The sequence below is a fragment of the Aestuariivirga sp. genome (genome assembly GCF_047602625.1).
Lineage (GTDB): Bacteria > Pseudomonadota > Alphaproteobacteria > Rhizobiales > Aestuariivirgaceae > Aestuariivirga.
On the sequence record NZ_JASGGV010000002.1, the window covers coordinates 2,562,361 to 2,579,944 of the forward strand.

The following is a 17,584-nucleotide window of genomic DNA, read 5'->3' on the forward strand; positions in this document are numbered from 1 at the left end:
TGAGCAGGGATACTCAGATGAAAAACCATACGTTCAAGTCGCTCGCCGCGGCGGCGCGCAAGCTCGCCCGCCGTTATTCGCATGACAGCGCCGGCAACCTTACCATGATCCTGGCCGTGGCCGCGCTGCCGATGATGGTTGCTGTGGGCGCAGGCGTGGATTACGGGCGCATCGCGCGCGACACCAGTGCCTTCCGTGCCGCGACAAACTCAGCGGCGCTGGCTGTCATTTCGTCTGACCGGTCCAGCCTGACGGGCCTGACGGATTCGCAAAAAGCTGCCCGCATGCGCGATCTCACGACATTCGCCACCACTTACATCACGCAGAATTACGGCGCGGCGGACAATCTGACTGTCTCGCTGGACATCACCGATGAACTGGTGACCCTGACAGCCAGCCACACGCTTCCCAATTCCCTCATGGGGATGGCGGGCCTCACCGATTCCACCTACACCACTACGACCCAGGCGAAGAAGGCCTCGCGGCCGGTGGAACTGGTGATGGTGATGGACACCACCGGCTCCATGGGCACGACCTACATGGCGCAGGCCAAGACGGCGGCCCATAATTTGATGACCAAGATCTACGGCGGCACGCTAACCGCCGCGAGCGAAAGCCAGTATATCCGCGTGGCCCTGGTGCCGTTCTCGGGCGCCGTCCGCCTGAACACATCGGCTTATGACTTCGACTGGAACTGGATCGACACCACTGGCAAGTCCGATGTGGCCAGCCTTAACTTTACCGATCCGAGCACCAAGGCCGCCGCGAACGCCACAACGTGGAACAACTACACGGCCTGGAGCAAGATGAAGGTCAACGGCTCCGCTCTCGCATGGAATGGCTGCGTCGAAGCCCGTACTGGAACCTATGCAACGAGCGACGATGCACCATCGCAATCCACGGGAGCTTCGCTGTTCGAGCCGTATTTTGCTCCTGACGAGCCTACATTCTCGAACAGCTCTAACTATGGATATTATAACAGCTACATCGGCACGTCGACCGAGTATAGCGGCATGTCCGGCACTTACGGCGGTACCACCTACAGCTCAACATCCTCGTCGGTTAACTCGAACTCGACGCTGATGTTGGCGCGCCAGAACAACACGAATAAATATAGTGGCACATCAATCTCCTCGGAATCGAGCAGCGACTACGGCCCGTGGTTCAACTGCGTGAAGACGCCGATTGTGCCGCTGACCTACAACCGCTCCAAGATCGAGACCGCCATCGACGCGATGACCGCTTCAGGCTCGACCGTCATTCCGGAAGGCCTTGCCTGGGGCTGGCGCGTCCTGTCGCCAACCGAGCCTTTCACCAAGGTTGAGGCCGGTTCCAAGAATGCGGCTGACACCATCGCGCCTTACCATCACCCGCGCTGGCGCAAGGTGATGGTGCTGATGACGGACGGCGAAAACGATGTGTTGTCGAACGGCTCCCAGGTTAACACCCTGAACGGCACCTGGTACAGTTCCTATGGCCGCGGCAAAGCAGCGACGGCGAACCGCTTCGGCACGACCACGGCTACGAGCACGGGTGCGGCGCTTGACGCCAACATGCTCACCCTTTGCTCGAACATCAAGGCGACCGGCATCGAGATTTACACCGTGGCGTTCCGTGTGACGAACACGAACATCCTCGCCAATCTTCAGGCCTGCGCCACGGATAGCAGCCACTATAGCTTCGCTGCCGACGGCGTGGCTTTAGGCACCGTGTTCAATCACATCGGCGACAACGTCAACAGCACTGCAATCTATCTCACCAAGTAGTCCCCGGAGAAGTCCAATGTTTCGTACCCCAGCCCTTTGCGTTCTTGCCATTGCCTTCGCTCTTGGCACTGCGGCGCCCGTGTTCGCTGACTCGGAGATGTCGAACTCCACCAGCGGCGACGACAGCTACAACTCAGACTCAAGCTCCGATGATAGCGGAAGTTCTTCCGTAGCCTCGTCGGACTCCAGCGAGACCTGCAGCGATGTTTCCGACGATGTTGCGGCGCGGGCTTCGCGCTGCTGAACCCGCAGAGCTTTTCGTATATCATCGGCCGGTCCGTCTTGTGGCGGGCCGGCGGGCGTTTTGGAACCATTTTGCCGGGCCGTGGCTGCGTCCTACTTGAGGGTTGCGGCCTCCGCGAAAAAACCGCATTTTGACGGGAAGAATCGCGTCAAAAGGGATGGCACCGGGCCGCCCGCATCAAGAAACGGAAATCCATGCCGCCCAAACTGCTTCGCGCCGCCGCCGCAGCTTTCATGCTGTCTGTTCCCATGTCATCGGCCTGGGCTGTCACGCCTGACATCATGGGTGACTATTCGGAATCGGGCAGCTATCTGGCTGGACGCACCGCTGCCAAGCTGCGCGACGGCGAAGCGGCCACCGAGTATCTCGGCAAGGCGCTGGAAGCTGACGAATCAAATCCCGGCCTGATCGAGCGTCTGTTCCTCATTCATCTTGCCGACGGCGACATTCCCCAAGCGGAAAAGATGGCCGAGCGGGTGCTCTCCTTCAACAGCCAGCAGCGCATGGCGCGCATCGTTCTGGGGTTGCGTGATTTCCGCGCCCGCCATTATGCCGACGCGCGGCGGAATTTTGGAGCGGCATCCTACACGCCAATCGGCGAACTCACCTCGGTCCTCCTGGAAGCATGGTCATGGGCTGGCGAGGGCGAGTTGACGCCCGCCCTGAAAGCGCTCGACCGGCTGGATGACAACGACAGCTTCGGCAATTTCAAGACCTTCCACACGGCCTTGATCGCCGATTACCTCGGCAACAACATCCGCGCCGAGGCGGCCTATAAAAAGGCCTATGAGCAGGCGGCAACATCGCTCCGCGTGGTGCAGGCCTATGGCAATTTTCTCGAGCGCAACAAGCGGCCCGATGAGGCCTTGAAAATTTACACGGCATACATGGCTGGTGGCGATGACAATCCCCTGATCGCCGCCGCCATCGCCAGCCTCAAGGCGGGAAATAAGCCTCATGCGCTGGTGCCCACGCCAAATGCGGGAGCGGCGGAAGCCCTGTTTTCGCTCGCCACGGCGATGACCGACGATCAGAGCATGGATGTGGGCCTCGTCTATGCCCAACTGGCCCTGTCGATGAATGGCGACAAGCCGGTGATCTATACGTTGATCGGCGACATCAACGAGAACATGAAGCGCCCGCAGGAGGCAATCGACGCCTACTCGCAAATCCCCGAAACGTCGCCGTTGCGCGTCAACGCCGAAATGGAAATCGCCGTCAACCTGCAGCGCCTCGACCGCAAGGATGATGCGTTGAAGGCTCTCAAGAATGTCGAGGCGCAGAACCCCTCGAACTATGACGTGCTGGTGACCCTCGGCAATCTCCAGCGCAACAACGAGGATTTCAAAGGCGCTGCCGAGACCTATGACAAGGCCATTGCCACTATCAAGGATCTGCAGCCCGGCAACTGGCGCATTTTCTATTACAGCGGCATCGCCTATGAGCGCCTGAATCAGTGGGACAAGGCGGAAAAGCAGTTCCGTGAAGCCCTGAAACTTTCCCCCAACGAACCGATGGTGCTCAACTATCTCGGCTATTCCATGGTGGACAAGAAGATCAATCTTCCCGAAGCAATGGGCATGATCAAGCAGGCGGTGGGCCTCAAGCCCAATGACGGTTATATCGTCGACAGCCTGGCCTGGGCCTATTTCCGGCAGGGTGACTATGATTTGGCGCTCATCAACAGCGAGCGCGCCGTCGATCTCCTGCCCTATGACCCGATTATCGCCGAGCATCTAGGCGATGTGTACTGGCGCGTGGGCCGCACGCTAGAGGCCAAGTTCCAGTGGCAGCACGCCAAGGACAACAAGCCCGAGCCTGACGACCTTAAGCGCATCGAGGACAAGCTGAAGAACGGCTTGCCGGACGATCCCGATCTCAAGCCCGCGCAGAACGGCACCACGCAGAATAACGGCTGATGTTCGCGCCCTTCGCCGCACAGGCGCGGGCCAAGGTCAACCTCGCGCTTCATGTGCTTGGGCGCAGGGAAGACGGCTATCACGAACTTGATTCGGTCGTGGCCTTTGCCGATGTGGGCGATGAACTGCGGTTCACGCCCGCTGATCGATTCGTGATCGAAGCCGATGGTCCGTATGCGGACCAATTGCCGGATGCGCCTGGGAATATCATTTTCCGCGCCTGGCAGGCGGTGGCTGAACTGGCGGAAAAACAGAACAGGATATTGCCGCCCGTCGCCGTTCGTCTCACAAAAAATCTTCCCGTGGCATCTGGCATCGGCGGCGGCTCCGCCAACGCGGCGGCGGCATTGCGGGCCTTTTTGAAGATCGCCGGATTGCCTGACCGTGATCCCGCAATTGCGGCGCTTGCGATGAAATTGGGGGCCGATGTCCCGGTTTGCCTGGCGGGCACAGCCTGCCGGATGCAGGGAGCGGGCGAGCGCATTGCAGCTTTCGAGGGCTTTAGGCCGCATCATGCGCTGCTGGTGAACCCCAGCATTCCCGTATCGACGCCCGAGGTCTTTCAAAGGCTGGGGCTGGCGCGCGGGCAATCATACCGTGATGGCGTGAAGCTGCATGATCCCGCGCACTGGCGGAACGACCTGACAGAGCCTGCCATTGCCGTAGCACCGGTAATCGCCGACGTGCTCAGGATTCTGGAATCGCTTCCCGGCGTGACACGCGCCGCCATGTCCGGCTCCGGCGCCACCTGCTTTGCGCTGTTTGAAGAGGCACCCGCGCGCGAAATCGCAAACCTTCTGCAGCCCGGCTGGTGGCGTATGTTTACAATTGTCCGTTAAGTTTTTTATGAGTTCCCGGAGCGTATGCCGAGATAGGAAGGCAGCATGTCTTTCTTCCCGCAGAAAACATTCAAGTCGACAAGAGACGAAATGCCATTGATCCGGCCGTTGTGAGCGTATTGCCACATAGCCCAGTCGACGCACGGCTTGCTGGGAGGTGCGAAGAAAATGCTTCGAATCCAAAGATGATGTGCGGGGAAGTTCGCGATTCCATCCTGCAAATAGGCATCGCGAAATTCCGGCGTCATATAGAAAATGGGCTTCCGCGTATCGGTCTTGGCGATTTCGTTCATGAAGGAGGTAAGCTCGGCCGAGAGCTCGGCCGGGGTGAGACGCCGGTTGCAATTTCCGCCGAACTCGAGGTCGATGATCGCTGGAAAACTTTCCGGAGAAAGTTGTGCCGCTCCCAAATAATTTCGCGCCTGAATATCGCCGGGGCGGCAAAAGCTGAAGAAATGGTAGGCGCCACGGATCAGGCCGGCCTCACCGGCTTCCTTCCAGTTCTTCTCAAAATCTGAATCGCGAAAGTCGCCGCCTTCGCTTTCCTTGATGATCGCAAAAGTGAGATTGGGCGTCCCGGCGGCTTGTCGCCAGTCTATTTGTCCTTGGTGGTGGCTGATGTCGATGCCCTGGACAGGATAGAGATTGGCGGAAACATAGTTGAACCGAATCCATCCCTCCCCATAAATCCAGGCAATTGCTCCAAGTGCCAGCACGGCGCAACAAAGCGAAACGGTGATTGGAAACAGTTTACGTTTCAATAGGCCCGGGCCACGCAGAAATCGACGGCTTCGAGAAGGGCTGCTTTCCAGCCGCTGTCGGGGAAGATGGCCAGCGCATCGCGGGAAATGTCGCCATAATGATTGGCGCGATCCACCGTGTCTTCGAGCGCGTTGTGGCGCTCCATCAGCGCCTTGGCGTGGGCGAGGTCATCCGGCTTCTGGTCGCCGCCCTCAAGGGTCCGCTTCCAGAAAGCGCGTTCTTCCTTGTTGCCCCGCCGGTAGGAGAGAACGACGGGCAGCGTGATCTTGCGCTCCCGGAAATCATCACCCACGCCCTTGCCCAGCTTTTCCGTTGAGCCCGAATAATCCAGCGCATCGTTGATCAGCTGGAAGGCGATGCCAAGGTTGCGGCCATAGGATTCAAGCGCCGCCTGTTCCTCGCGCGGGCGGCCCGCCACCACGGCACCTACTTCGGCAGCCGCAGCAAAAAGTGCTGCCGTCTTGGCGCCGATCACCTGCAGATAGGCGTCTTCGGTCGTTGACGTATCCTGCGAGACGGAGAGCTGCAGCACTTCGCCTTCGGCAATCACGCAGGCCGCATTGGAGAGGATGCGCAGCGCTTCGAGCGATCCTGTTTCCACCATCATCCGGAAAGCCTGGCCCAACAGGTAATCGCCCACCAGCACACTGGCCTGGTTGCCCCAGATCACCCGCGCCGCCTGCTTGCCACGCCGGAGATCGCTTTCATCCACCACGTCGTCATGGAGCAGCGTGGCGGTGTGCATGAACTCCACCGAGGAGGCGAGCTTGAGGTGATGCTCACCCTCATAACCGCACATACGGGCTGCGGCTAAGGTGAGCATGGGGCGGATGCGCTTGCCACCGGAATTGATGAGATGCGTGGCAATCTCCGGGATCAGTTCCACATGGCTCTTGGCGCGGGCGAGGATCGACTCGTTCACGCGCGCCATGTCTGGCTCGACCAGCTTGACCAGCGGTTCGATGCTGGCGCGTTTGCCTGCCTCTGCGCCGTCGAAAGCCAGGACAACTCCCATGAAGGGCCACCTTTCCACAATCTTGTCAGCCGGTTTTACGGCTTTCCCTCACCATAGGGCAGCGTGACCGGATGCCGCGAGCCAATTCTGCCTGACCATGCCCCCAATTGCCGGTGGACTCCAGCCTCGATTGCTCCCACCTTCGAGGCCATGCAGGAACTTCTGCGCACCAATGACCCCGTCTATCTGTCTTTCGTCACCCATGTCCTGGGCGAGGAGGGGATCGAATTTCTGGTGTTCGACAGCTTCACGAGCGCCGTGGAAGGTTCAATCGGGGCGATCCCGCGCCGGATCATGGTGGCGGATGGCGAGCTGGCGCGAGCGCGGCTGACCCTTGGTAATATCTCGTTCACCATCCCGGATTAGTATCCGCCGCATGGAACAGGTCGCAGAGGACGTGGCGGACACCCCGCCCGCGCCGCCGCAGCAAACAGGCGTGCCCTCAACGCTGACCGAGGATGGATTCCTCGGCGGGCGGTTGCGCATCCTGCAGCCGGAAAAGGGCTATCGGGCCGGGATTGACGCGGTATTTCTTGCCGCCACCGTGCCCTGCGCCGAAGGCGAAAGCATTTACGAGGCGGGCATCGGGGCAGGCGTTGCCGCCCTGTGCACACTGGCCCGCACGCCCGGCGTTTACATAACGGGAATCGAAGTATCGAACCGCTACGCCATGCTGTGCGAGGAAAACGCCAGGCGCAACGGATTCGGAGACAACATCCATGTGATCCATGCCGATATCAAGGATGCGATGCGCAAGGATCTCGCCACCATGCCGCCGCATGGATCCTACCATCACGCCATTGCCAATCCGCCCTTTTTTGAAACCGGAAAATCCACGCCGTCCCCAGTCCTGCTGAAGGCCCAGGCGCACAGCTTCGGGCCTGCCGACTTGGAACTGTGGATGAAAGTGCTCCACACCATGCTGATGCCGCGCGGCACGGTGAGCATCGTGTATCGCGCTGATTCACTTTCCAAGCTGTTGCAGGTCATGGAAGACCGCTTTGGCGATCTGCGCATCGCGCCGCTCTATGCGCGGGAGGGCGCTGCGGCTTCCCGGGTGATCGTTCAGGGCGTGAAGGGATCAAAAGCGCCCTTGCAGCTTCTGCCGGGCATGGTGCTGCACGACCAGACGTCGCAATTTACGCCTGCCGCCGAGGCCGTCCTGAGGGATGGCATGGCCTGGCGGTTGCGCTGAACTTGCTCTGAGCCTTGCGCCACCCTATCTGGTGGCAATGGCCATACCATCCCTTATCGCCCGCTATCTGCCGGAGCGTTTTGCCAAGACCGCGCCTGTGGTCACCCATGTGCGGCTGCAAGGCGCCATTGGCATGGGCTCGCCGCTCAGACCCGGGCTGAATTTCAAGGACGTCGAACCGCTTCTGCAGCGCGCTTTTTCCCGCAAGGGGATCGCCGCAGTGGCACTCTCGATCAATTCGCCCGGCGGGTCGGCCGTGCAGTCGGCGCTGATCGCCGCGCGTATCCGCCAGCTGGCGGACAAGCATAGCGTGCCCGTGCTGGTCTTCTGCGAAGACGTTGCGGCGTCGGGCGGCTACTGGCTGGCTTGCGCGGGCGATGAAATCTTTGCCGATGAAAGTTCGATCGTCGGCTCGATCGGCGTGATCGCCGCGAGCTTTGGTTTCGTCGATGCCCTGTCGAAGCTGGGCATTGAACGGCGCGTGCACACGGCGGGCGAGAACAAGGCAATCCTCGATCCCTTCCAGCCCGAGAAGGAAGAAGACGTAGAGCGCCTGCTCGCCATTCAGGGCGACGTGCATCAGGCCTTCAAGGCGCTGGTGCGAAGCCGGAGGGCCGGCAAGCTCAAGGGCGATGAGGCTGAACTGTTCAGTGGCGCCTTCTGGGCGGGCCGCGAGGCGCTGGCACGCGGGCTGATCGATGGCATTGGCCACTTGCATGAGGTGCTGGCGTCGCGTTTTGGCCCCAAACTGGTGCTGAAACCTGTGACGCATTCTTCCGGCTGGGCACTGAAAAGACTGGGTTTTGCCGCCTCCGCCGGAGAAGGACTGGTTGACGCACTGGAAACACGTGCATTGTTCCGGCGTTTCGGCTTATGATGACCAAACTGGGGTGTGTACGGAGGTTCGCATGTTCGTTCTCAAGGCCCTGACAGTCGTGATTGCCGGATGGCTCACCTATCTGGCGGTGAGCCGCATGATGGGCCAGCTTGAGGCCGCCCGGGCGCAGGCGCGCGTGAAGCCGCAGCGCCGGCAAGCGCCCAAGCGCTTGCGCCAGGATCCGCGCACCGGCGTCTATTATCCCGAAGAATAGCCTCAACCGGGCCTTGTTTTTGTCAAGGCCTCCGTGTTTGATGGCGCCGTACCTGAACAGGGGGCAACTGTGAAAGGACGGTCTATGATTTCGATCACTCGCACTGGCGCTTTGCGCCTCTGTCACGCTCGGCCTCGCGATTTCCGCTCCGGCGTCCGCCGATGAGATTTTCACCCGCAAAGGCGCTGTGCCGCAGGTGGGTTCGGGCGATGCCACGAAATCCGCTGACATCCTGACCATTGGCCCCGGCATGAGCACAATGGCGCCCCGCGCGCCAGCCGCCACCAAGCCTGTGGGTCCTGAAATGATGATCGAGGGCCTTGCCGGCATCAAGCACAGCCGCAACGGCAAGACGATGGAAGTGCCGGTTCCGCCCAAGCTGCAGATGATGCTGAAGGCCAGGGGCGCGGTGCGCCCCGATAACTCCTCCAAGGGCAAGCTCGTTCAGATCAAGAACACCCGCGTATCGCCTTATGCCTCGATCGGCATGATCATGACGGGCTGCACCGGCTCCGTGGTGATGAAGCGCTATGTGCTGACAGCACCCTGGTGCGTCTATGACACCAAGGCCAAGAAGTTCCTCGACAATCTCGACTTTGTTCCTGCGCTCAACGGCAATGACGCGCCGCTCGGCACCATCAAATGGAAGAACGTGTGGATTCCGCAGGCATTCCAGAAGTCTGGCGATCTGAATTATGCCTTCGCACTGATCGAACTGGATCAGGACATCGGCGACCAGACCGGCTGGTTCGGCTTTGGCCCGGTAGATGGCTCCGAGAACGTGAAGCAGCTCACGCTCACCAGCTACCCCTTCGCTGATGTTCCCAAGAACACGCTGTGGGAAGCCAAGTGCAACATCGATTCCAATGAGGCTAACGCCTATTTCTATCATTGCCCTGGCAAGGGTTCGACGCTGGCCACCATGCTGGGTGGCCCCTTCTTCGCCAAGGGCGCCAAGGAAGGTGACGCGGGCCAGCTCCTCGGTATTCACATCACCTCGCAGAACGACCAGCAGGATAGCTGGTGGGCGCTGAAGCTGAATGCCGCCAACACGGCGACGATCCTCGCCTGGGCCAATGGCGGCGATACGCCTCCGACCACCGACGACGACGGCAACAATGACGACCAGACCTCTGACAATGGCGACAATCCGCAATGCACCTGTGACAAGGGCGGCGGCACCGACATTGGCGGCAACGTCGACGACAACGATTAGGCGGGGCGGGGGAATTTCTTGACCCCCGACTCCTGAGACCATAGTGTCCGCGCGATTTTTTCAACGCCGGACAGATTATGGCTCTGAACCCACAAGGGTCCTTTCAGGACCTGATTCTCACCTTGCACCAGTATTGGGGCGAGAAGGGCTGCGTGATTCTGCAGCCCTATGACATGGAAGTGGGCGCGGGCACCTTTCATCCCGCCACCACCTTGCGCTCGGTGGGGCCGAAGCCGTGGGCCGCGGCTTACGTGCAGCCTTCGCGCCGCCCCAAGGACGGCCGCTATGGCGAGAACCCCAACCGGCTTCAGCACTATTATCAGTATCAGGTGATCATCAAGCCATCGCCGCCCGATCTGCAGGAGCTTTATCTGGGATCGCTGGCCGCCATTGGCATCGATTCCTCCCTGCATGACATCCGCTTCGTCGAGGACGATTGGGAAAGCCCGACGCTGGGCGCCTGGGGCCTTGGCTGGGAAGTGTGGTGCGATGGCATGGAAGTCTCGCAGTTCACCTACTTCCAGCAGGTGGGCGGGCTTGATTGCGCGCCGGTGTCTGGCGAATTGACTTACGGACTGGAGCGCCTCGCCATGTATGTGCAGGGCGTCGACAATGTCTATGACCTGAACTTCAACGGCAGGCCGAAGGGCCAGGGCCGCATCAGCTATGGCGATGTGTTCCTGCAGGCCGAGCAGGAATATTCCCGCTTTAATTTTGAATATGCCGACACCGCCATCCTGCATCAGCACTTCATCGATGCCGAGAAGGAGTGCAAGGCGCTGCTCGCCGCGGGCGATAGGGACAGCCATCACGAGATGGCGCTTCCGGCTTACGACCAGTGCATCAAGGCCTCGCACGCCTTCAATCTTCTCGATGCGCGCGGCGTGATCTCCGTCACCGAACGGCAGGCCTATATCCTGCGTGTGCGCGATCTCGCCAAGGGCTGCTGCGAAGCCTGGAGCAAGACGGCCGGCGGCCGCGCCTGATCCGCCCCGGAGTATGAAATGCCTGAACTGCTGATCGAACTGTTTTCGGAAGAAATCCCCGCCCGCCTGCAACACAAGGCGGCGGAGGATTTGAAGAGCCTCATCACCAATGGCCTGGTGGAGGCGGGGCTTCTCTATGAGGGGGCACAGGCGCATGGCGGCCCGCGCCGCCTTGTGCTTTCGGTGGAAGGCCTGAACGCCAAGGCCAAGGATGTGTCGGAAGAGCGTAAAGGTCCGCGCGTCGATGCACCGAAACCTGCGATTGACGGCTTTCTGAAATCGACGGGCATTACGCTCGAAGAGTTGCAGGTTCAGGACGACAAGAAAGGCCGCTTCTATATCGTGGTGATCCGCAAGAGCGGCCGCGCTGCCACCGATGTGATTGCCGAACTCCTGCCGGATGTGATCCGCAAGTTCCCGTGGCCCAAGCCGATGCGCTGGGGCTCTGGCAATTTGCGCTGGGTGCGGCCGCTGCAATCCATCATCTGCACCTTCGATGGCGAGGTGGTGCCGTTGTCAGTCGATGGCATTGCCAGCGGCAATGTCACGCGCGGCCACCGTTTCATGGGCAAGCAGCAGATCGAGGTGCGGCGCTTCGAGGATTATGCGCAGAAGCTCCATGATCAGTTTGTGATTGTCGATGCCACGGCGCGCGCCGAAACGATCCGCGTGGAAGCAAAGAACCTGGCCTTCGCGCAAGGCCTCGAGATGATCGAGGACGAAGGGCTTCTGAAGGAGGCGGCAGGGCTGGTGGAGTGGCCCGTGGTGCTGATGGGTGAATTCGATCCGAAGTTCCTCGAAGTGCCGCCCGAGGTGATCATCACCTCGATCAAAAATCACCAGAAATGCTTTGCGCTGCGCGATGTGAAGACCGGCAAGCTCGCCAACAAATATCTGCTCGTCTCCAACATGATCGCCAGGGACGGCGGCAAGATCATCGTGGGCGGCAACAACAAGGTGATCGCCGCGCGCCTGAGCGACGCCAAGTTCTTCTGGGATCAGGACCGCAAGACTCAGCTGGAGCAGCTTCTGCCGAAGCTCGATTCGATCACCTTCCACGCCAGGCTGGGAAGCCAGGGCGAGCGCGTGAAACGCATCGAGGCGCTGGCGGGTGAGATCGCGAAGACAATCGGCGCGGATGTGGAGAAAGCGAAACTCGCCGCGCGCTTGAGCAAAGCCGACCTCGTTACCGGCATGGTGGGTGAGTTCCCGGAATTGCAGGGCCTGATGGGCCGCTATTACGCGCGCGATCAGGGCGCCGATGCCGAAGTGGCCGACGCCATACGCGATCACTACAAGCCGCAAGGCCCGAGTGACACGATCCCGGTCTCGAAGGTGGGCCAAGCCGTGGCGCTGGCGGACAAGTTGGACACGCTGGTTGGGTTCTGGGCGATTGATGAAAAGCCGACCGGATCGAAGGATCCATATGCGCTAAGGCGCGCCGCGTTGGGTCTCATACGGATCGTTTTAGTCGGCAATATCCGATTTGAAATGTCTAAAGCGGCAGCTCTTTCCTCCGGTATGCTCGCTCGAAAACAATTTGATAAAAGTGAAGCGTCTTTCGCTGAAGGAGTCAAAGCTGCCCTTCCCGAAAAATTGGCGACAAAGACGTTAGAAGGCTTGAAGCCAGAAATTCAGGAAATCACATCCCTTTTCAAGGAGACAACGCAACAATCAGCTTTTGATGAGTGGCTTGATCTCCTCTCATTCTTCGCCGACCGTCTCAAAGTCTATTTGCGCGAGCAGGGCGTTCGTCACGATCTGATCGATGCAGTGTTTGCGCTGGGTGATCAGGATGATTTGCTGATGATCGTCAAGCGCGTCGAGGCGCTGTCTCATTTTCTCGAAACCGATGACGGCAAGAACCTGCTGGCCGGCGTCAAGCGCGCAACCAATATTCTCAGGATCGAAGAGAAGAAGGATGGCCGCGCCTATGACGGCGACGTGCGGCAGGACCTGCTGATCAAGGGCGAGGAAAAGGCGCTGCACTCGGGCATCACCGTGGCCATGGGGCAGGCGCGCAAAGCCATGGAGCAGGAGGATTTCGAGGGCACCATGAAAGCCATCGCCCGTCTGCGTGCGCCCGTCGATGCCTTCTTCGACCATGTGACGGTGAACGACAAGGATGCGACCTTCCGCGAAAACCGCTTGAAGCTCTTGAACCGCATCCGTGCCGCAACAGCGGAAGTGGCCGATTTCTCGAAGATCGAGGGATAGGCCATCGACGCGATGGCTCCCTCAAATTCCCGGAAGTGGCTTTTGACGGCGGCGGTGTGACCGCTTAACTCCGCTGCATGAATCATACGCCTGACTCCCGCTATGCCTGGATGCGCCTGCTGATCTCGCTGGCGCTCTCCACCATCGGCGGCATCGGCCTGTGGTCGTCGGTGGTGATCCTGCCGACGATACAGCAGGAATTCGGCATCGATCGCGCCGGAGCCTCCTTGCCCTATACGCTGACCACGCTTGGCTTTGCCGCTGGCGGGCTGGTGATGGGCCGCGTGGCCGACCGTCTCGGCATCATGGTGCCGCTGTTTGTGGGCGCATGGGCGCTTGGGGCAGGCTTCATCCTCGATGCCTGGTCGCAGAACTACACGCAGTTCCTCATCACCCAGAGCGTGCTCATCGGCTTTCTCGGCAGTTCCGCCACCTTCGGGCCGCTGGTGGCCGATGTGTCGCTGTGGTTTCACCGCCAGCGCGGCATTGCCGTGGCCATCGTGGCGAGTGGCAATTATCTGGCCGGCACTATCTGGCCGCCCTTCCTGCAGCAGGCGATCCAAAGTTTCGGATGGCGGACGGTATTCGAGGCCATCGGCCTGCTGTGCATCATCACCATGACGCCGCTGGCCCTGCTGCTCCGGGCAAGGCCCGCCTATGACGACCGCGCCAGCCCGGCCACCGGCGGGGCGGGCAAGGGCCTGCTGGCGAGGCCGCCCTTCCTGTTTCCCATGCTGGTGTTTGCGGGCTTGTGCTGCTGTGTCGCCATGTCGATGCCACAGGTTCATATCGTCGCCTATTGTGCTGACCTGGGCTATGGCCCGGCGCGGGGCGCTGAAATGCTCTCCCTCATGCTGGGCTTCGGCGTCGTTTCACGGCTTGCCTCCGGCCTGATCGCCGACCGCATCGGCGGCGTCGGCACGCTCATCATCGGCTCGGTGCTGCAATGCCTGGCCCTGCTGTTCTATATTCCCTTCAACGGACTTGCCTCGCTCTATCTGGTGTCGGCCTTCTTCGGATTGGCGCAGGGCGGCATCGTGCCGAGCTATGCGCTGATCATCCGCGATTATTTCCCTGCCCGCGAAGCCGGAAGCCGCATCAGCATGGTGCTGACGGCGACCGTTCTCGGCATGGCGCTGGGCGGCTGGATGTCCGGCAAGATCTATGATCTCACAGGGTCCTATGAAGCCGCCTTCGTGAACGGCATTGTCTTCAACCTCATCAACATGAGCATTGCCGCCTGGCTGCTGATGATCCGCCGGGCGCCGCAGCCCGCCTGATCGCATCTGCGATATTGCATTGCACAAGATCGGCCGGTGTGGTTGAATTGCCATGGGCCGCCGCCCGCTAGCCGACCTTCCTGCAACCAATGTCCGGAGTTTCGTGTGATGGCGGCTGTATCCGCAAAACTGGTCTATCGCTTTGGTGGTGGCTCTGCCGAAGGCGAAGCGTCGATGAAGGCGCTGCTGGGCGGCAAGGGCGCCAATCTGGCCGAGATGGCCAATCTGGGCCTGCCGGTTCCGCCGGGCTTCACCATCACCACCGATGTCTGCACGGGCTTCTACCGCAACAACCGCTGCTATCCCGATGGTTTGCGCGCCGATGTCGATTCGGCGCTGGCCGAAGTGGGCCGCATCGCCGGGGCGGTGTTTGGCGACGCGAAGCGCCCGCTGCTTGTCTCTGTGCGTTCGGGTGCCCGCGCCTCCATGCCCGGCATGATGGACACAGTGCTGAACCTCGGCCTCAACGACCAGACGGTGGAAGGCCTGGCGGCGCGTTCCGGCGACCGGCGCTTCGCCTATGACAGCTACCGCCGCTTCATCGGCATGTATTCCGATGTGGTGCTGGGGGTGGACCATGCGGAGTTCGAGGACATTCTCGGCGGCTTCAAGGATGAAAAGGGCTATTCGCTCGACACGGAAGTTTTGGCGGAGGAATGGCTGGGCCTGATCCAGCGCTACAAGGCGCTGGTGGAACAGGAAACGGATAAGCCATTCCCGCAGGATGTGAATGAACAGCTCTGGGGTGCCATTGGCGCCGTGTTCCAGTCCTGGATGTCTGCCCGCGCCATCACCTATCGCAAGCTCAACGCCATCCCCGAGGAATGGGGCACGGCGGTGAATGTGCAGGCCATGGTGTTCGGCAATATGGGCGAGACATCGGCCACTGGCGTTGCCTTCACCCGCAACCCGTCGACAGGCGAGAAAAGGCTTTACGGCGAGTTCCTGGTGAATGCGCAGGGCGAGGACGTGGTGGCGGGCATCCGCACGCCGCAGAACATCACCGAGGAAGCGCGCATCGACGCGGGCTCCGAAGCGCCATCGCTCGAAGCCCTGATGCCGGAGACTTTCACGGAACTGGCGGCGACCTTCGCCACGCTGGAGCGCCATTACCGCGACATGCAGGATCTGGAATTCACCATCCAGGAGGGAAAGCTCTGGATGCTGCAGGCGCGGAGCGGCAAGCGCACCACGCAAGCCGCCCTCAGGATCGCCGTGGACATGGCGCAGGAAGGGCTGATCACCCGCGACGAGGCAGTGATGCGCATTGATCCCGCAGCGCTCGACCAGCTGCTGCATCCGACGCTTGATCCAAAGGCGAAGCGCGAGGTGCTGGCGACGGGACTTCCGGCCTCACCCGGTGCGGCATCGGGCGAGATCGTGTTTGATGCCGGAGAAGCCGAGCGGCTGAAGGCGCTGAACCGCCGCGTGATCCTGGTGCGCATTGAAACCAGCCCCGAGGATATTCACGGCATGCACGCGGCGGAGGGCATTCTCACCACAAGAGGCGGCATGACCTCTCACGCCGCCGTGGTGGCGCGCGGCATGGGCAAGCCCTGCGTTTCGGGCGCGGGCCAGGTGCGGGTGGATTATCAGGCCGGCACCCTCATCGCCCTGGGCGTGACGCTGAAGAAGGGCGACATCCTCACCATTGATGGTTCGACCGGCCAGGTGATGAAGGGCGAAGTGGCCACCATCAAGCCTGAACTCTCCGGCGATTTCGCCACTCTCATGGGCTGGGCCGACACGGCACGGCGCATGAAGGTCAGGGCCAATGCCGAAACCCCGCTCGATGCCCGCACCGCGCGCGACTTCGGCGCAGAAGGCATCGGCCTCTGCCGCACCGAGCATATGTTCTTCGAGGTGGACCGCATCCGGGCGGTGCGCGAAATGATCCTCGCCAGCAAGGAGGAGGGGCGGCGTGCAGCGCTCGCCAAGATCCTGCCGATGCAGCGCAAGGATTTCATCGCGCTGTTTGACATCATGGCGGGGCTTCCCGTTACCATTCGCCTCCTCGATCCGCCGCTGCATGAATTCCTGCCGCAGGCCGATCACGAAATTGAAGAGGTGGCGGACGAGATGAACGCCGATCTCGAAACGCTGCGGGCGCGGGTGGCGGAACTCCACGAGTTCAATCCCATGCTTGGCCATCGCGGCGTGCGCCTCGCCATCACTTATCCAGAGATTGCCGAGATGCAGGCGCGCGCCATTTTCGAGGCGGCAACCGACGTGGCGAAGCGCACCGGCAAGGCGCCGATCCCGGAAGTGATGGTGCCGCTGGTGGCGGCCAAATCCGAGCTCGACATGATCAAGCAGCGCATCACCGCAACGGCGGCTGCCGTGGCGAAGGAGACGGGCGTCACCATCGAATATCTGGTGGGAACGATGATCGAACTGCCGCGCGCCGCGCTCCGCGCCGGCGAGATTGCCGAAAGTGCCGAGTTCTTTTCCTTCGGCACCAACGACCTGACGCAGACGACCTTCGGCATCAGCCGTGACGATGCGGCCCGCTTCATCGGCGAATATACGGCGAAGGGCATTTTCAAGACCGATCCCTTCATCACCCTTGATACCGAAGGCGTGGGCGAACTGGTGCGCATGGCGGCGGAGCGGGGAAAAGCGGTGCGGCCAGCCATCAAGCTCGGCATTTGCGGCGAACATGGCGGCGATCCGGCATCAATCTTTTTCTGCGAAACCACAGGGCTCGATTATGTCTCCTGTTCGCCCTTCCGCGTGCCCATTGCCCGGCTTGCAGCAGCGCAGGCAACCATCGGGAATCGTTTGAATTTTAGCGATTAACCAGAAGTCAAGTGAACAATGACTCGCGGGCAAAAAAAGGCCAAAACCGGGCCGCTTTGGGTTGCTGGCATGGTTAACCTATGCTAAACGCCTGTGTCATAGACTACCGCGATCTTAACAGTGCCGTAACAATCACGGCCCACGGTCAGTTGAGGGGAAGTGAAGAAAGCAGGGCGAGTTCATAGGCCGCAACGGCCGCCCCAGTATGATGCGTACGACGTCCGCAAGGATCGTGGGATCATCCGGGAATATGGC

The 17,584-nt window shown here is 60.9% G+C and carries 14 protein-coding genes; 12 read left to right on the top strand and 2 right to left on the bottom strand.

Annotated elements, in window-relative coordinates; genetic code table 11:
- The first annotated feature begins 17 nt into the window (after nucleotides 1-17).
- From QM694_RS17740 to QM694_RS17750, 3 genes are all read left to right on the top strand, one after another.
- Nucleotides 18-1,766 (top strand): pilus assembly protein TadG-related protein, encoded by a 1,749-nt coding sequence (locus QM694_RS17740; RefSeq protein WP_415008237.1) that lies wholly within the window; start codon nucleotides 18-20, stop codon nucleotides 1,764-1,766.
- A gap of 438 nt (nucleotides 1,767-2,204) precedes the next feature.
- Nucleotides 2,205-3,929, top strand: coding sequence for a tetratricopeptide repeat protein (locus tag QM694_RS17745; protein WP_415008238.1), 1,725 nt, complete (start codon nucleotides 2,205-2,207; stop codon nucleotides 3,927-3,929).
- Nucleotides 3,929-4,768 carry a 4-(cytidine 5'-diphospho)-2-C-methyl-D-erythritol kinase gene (locus QM694_RS17750; protein WP_415008239.1) on the top strand — a complete coding sequence of 280 codons (840 nt, stop codon included), beginning with the start codon at nucleotides 3,929-3,931 and terminating at the stop codon, nucleotides 4,766-4,768. The genes QM694_RS17745 and QM694_RS17750 overlap by 1 nt, the downstream gene beginning before the upstream one ends.
- Nucleotides 4,769-4,773: 5 nt before the next feature.
- Here QM694_RS17750 and QM694_RS17755 read toward each other — a convergent pair whose 3' ends face one another.
- Together QM694_RS17755 and QM694_RS17760 are read right to left on the bottom strand one after the other, a co-directional pair.
- A complete protein-coding gene (locus tag QM694_RS17755; RefSeq protein WP_415008240.1) occupies nucleotides 4,774-5,529 on the bottom strand; it encodes a GH25 family lysozyme in 756 nt (251 codons plus the stop codon).
- Nucleotides 5,526-6,545 (bottom strand): polyprenyl synthetase family protein, encoded by a 1,020-nt coding sequence (locus QM694_RS17760; protein WP_415008241.1) that lies wholly within the window; start codon nucleotides 6,543-6,545, stop codon nucleotides 5,526-5,528. Before QM694_RS17760 ends, QM694_RS17755 begins: the two co-directional genes overlap by 4 nt.
- Nucleotides 6,546-6,695: 150 nt before the next feature.
- On the opposite strand from QM694_RS17760, the gene QM694_RS17765 reads away from it, so the two are divergent.
- The 9 genes from QM694_RS17765 (at nucleotide 6,696) to ppdK (ending at nucleotide 17,329) form a co-directional block, all read left to right on the top strand.
- Nucleotides 6,696-6,911, top strand: coding sequence for a DUF2007 domain-containing protein (locus QM694_RS17765; protein ID WP_415008242.1), 216 nt, complete (start codon nucleotides 6,696-6,698; stop codon nucleotides 6,909-6,911).
- Nucleotides 6,912-6,921: 10 nt separating this feature from the next.
- Nucleotides 6,922-7,740 (top strand): tRNA1(Val) (adenine(37)-N6)-methyltransferase, encoded by an 819-nt coding sequence (locus QM694_RS17770; RefSeq protein WP_415008243.1) that lies wholly within the window; start codon nucleotides 6,922-6,924, stop codon nucleotides 7,738-7,740.
- Between the two features lie 43 nt (nucleotides 7,741-7,783).
- Nucleotides 7,784-8,617, top strand: coding sequence for a S49 family peptidase (locus QM694_RS17775; RefSeq protein WP_415008659.1), 834 nt, complete (start codon nucleotides 7,784-7,786; stop codon nucleotides 8,615-8,617).
- 31 nt (nucleotides 8,618-8,648) lie between these two features.
- Nucleotides 8,649-8,831 (top strand): hypothetical protein, encoded by a 183-nt coding sequence (locus QM694_RS17780; RefSeq protein WP_415008244.1) that lies wholly within the window; start codon nucleotides 8,649-8,651, stop codon nucleotides 8,829-8,831.
- A gap of 187 nt (nucleotides 8,832-9,018) precedes the next feature.
- Entirely contained in the window at nucleotides 9,019-10,047 is a 1,029-nt protein-coding gene (locus QM694_RS17785; RefSeq protein WP_415008245.1) for a trypsin-like serine peptidase, read from the top strand.
- Between the two features lie 77 nt (nucleotides 10,048-10,124).
- Nucleotides 10,125-11,033 carry a glycine--tRNA ligase subunit alpha gene (locus tag QM694_RS17790; RefSeq protein ID WP_415008246.1) on the top strand — a complete coding sequence of 303 codons (909 nt, stop codon included), beginning with the start codon at nucleotides 10,125-10,127 and terminating at the stop codon, nucleotides 11,031-11,033.
- Between the two features lie 18 nt (nucleotides 11,034-11,051).
- Nucleotides 11,052-13,250, top strand: coding sequence for a glycine--tRNA ligase subunit beta (gene glyS / locus QM694_RS17795; protein ID WP_415008247.1), 2,199 nt, complete (start codon nucleotides 11,052-11,054; stop codon nucleotides 13,248-13,250).
- 77 nt (nucleotides 13,251-13,327) lie between these two features.
- Nucleotides 13,328-14,530, top strand: coding sequence for an MFS transporter (locus QM694_RS17800; protein ID WP_415008248.1), 1,203 nt, complete (start codon nucleotides 13,328-13,330; stop codon nucleotides 14,528-14,530).
- Nucleotides 14,531-14,638: 108 nt separating this feature from the next.
- Entirely contained in the window at nucleotides 14,639-17,329 is a 2,691-nt protein-coding gene (gene ppdK / locus QM694_RS17805; protein WP_415008249.1) for a pyruvate, phosphate dikinase, read from the top strand.
- Nucleotides 17,330-17,584 lie beyond the last annotated feature (255 nt).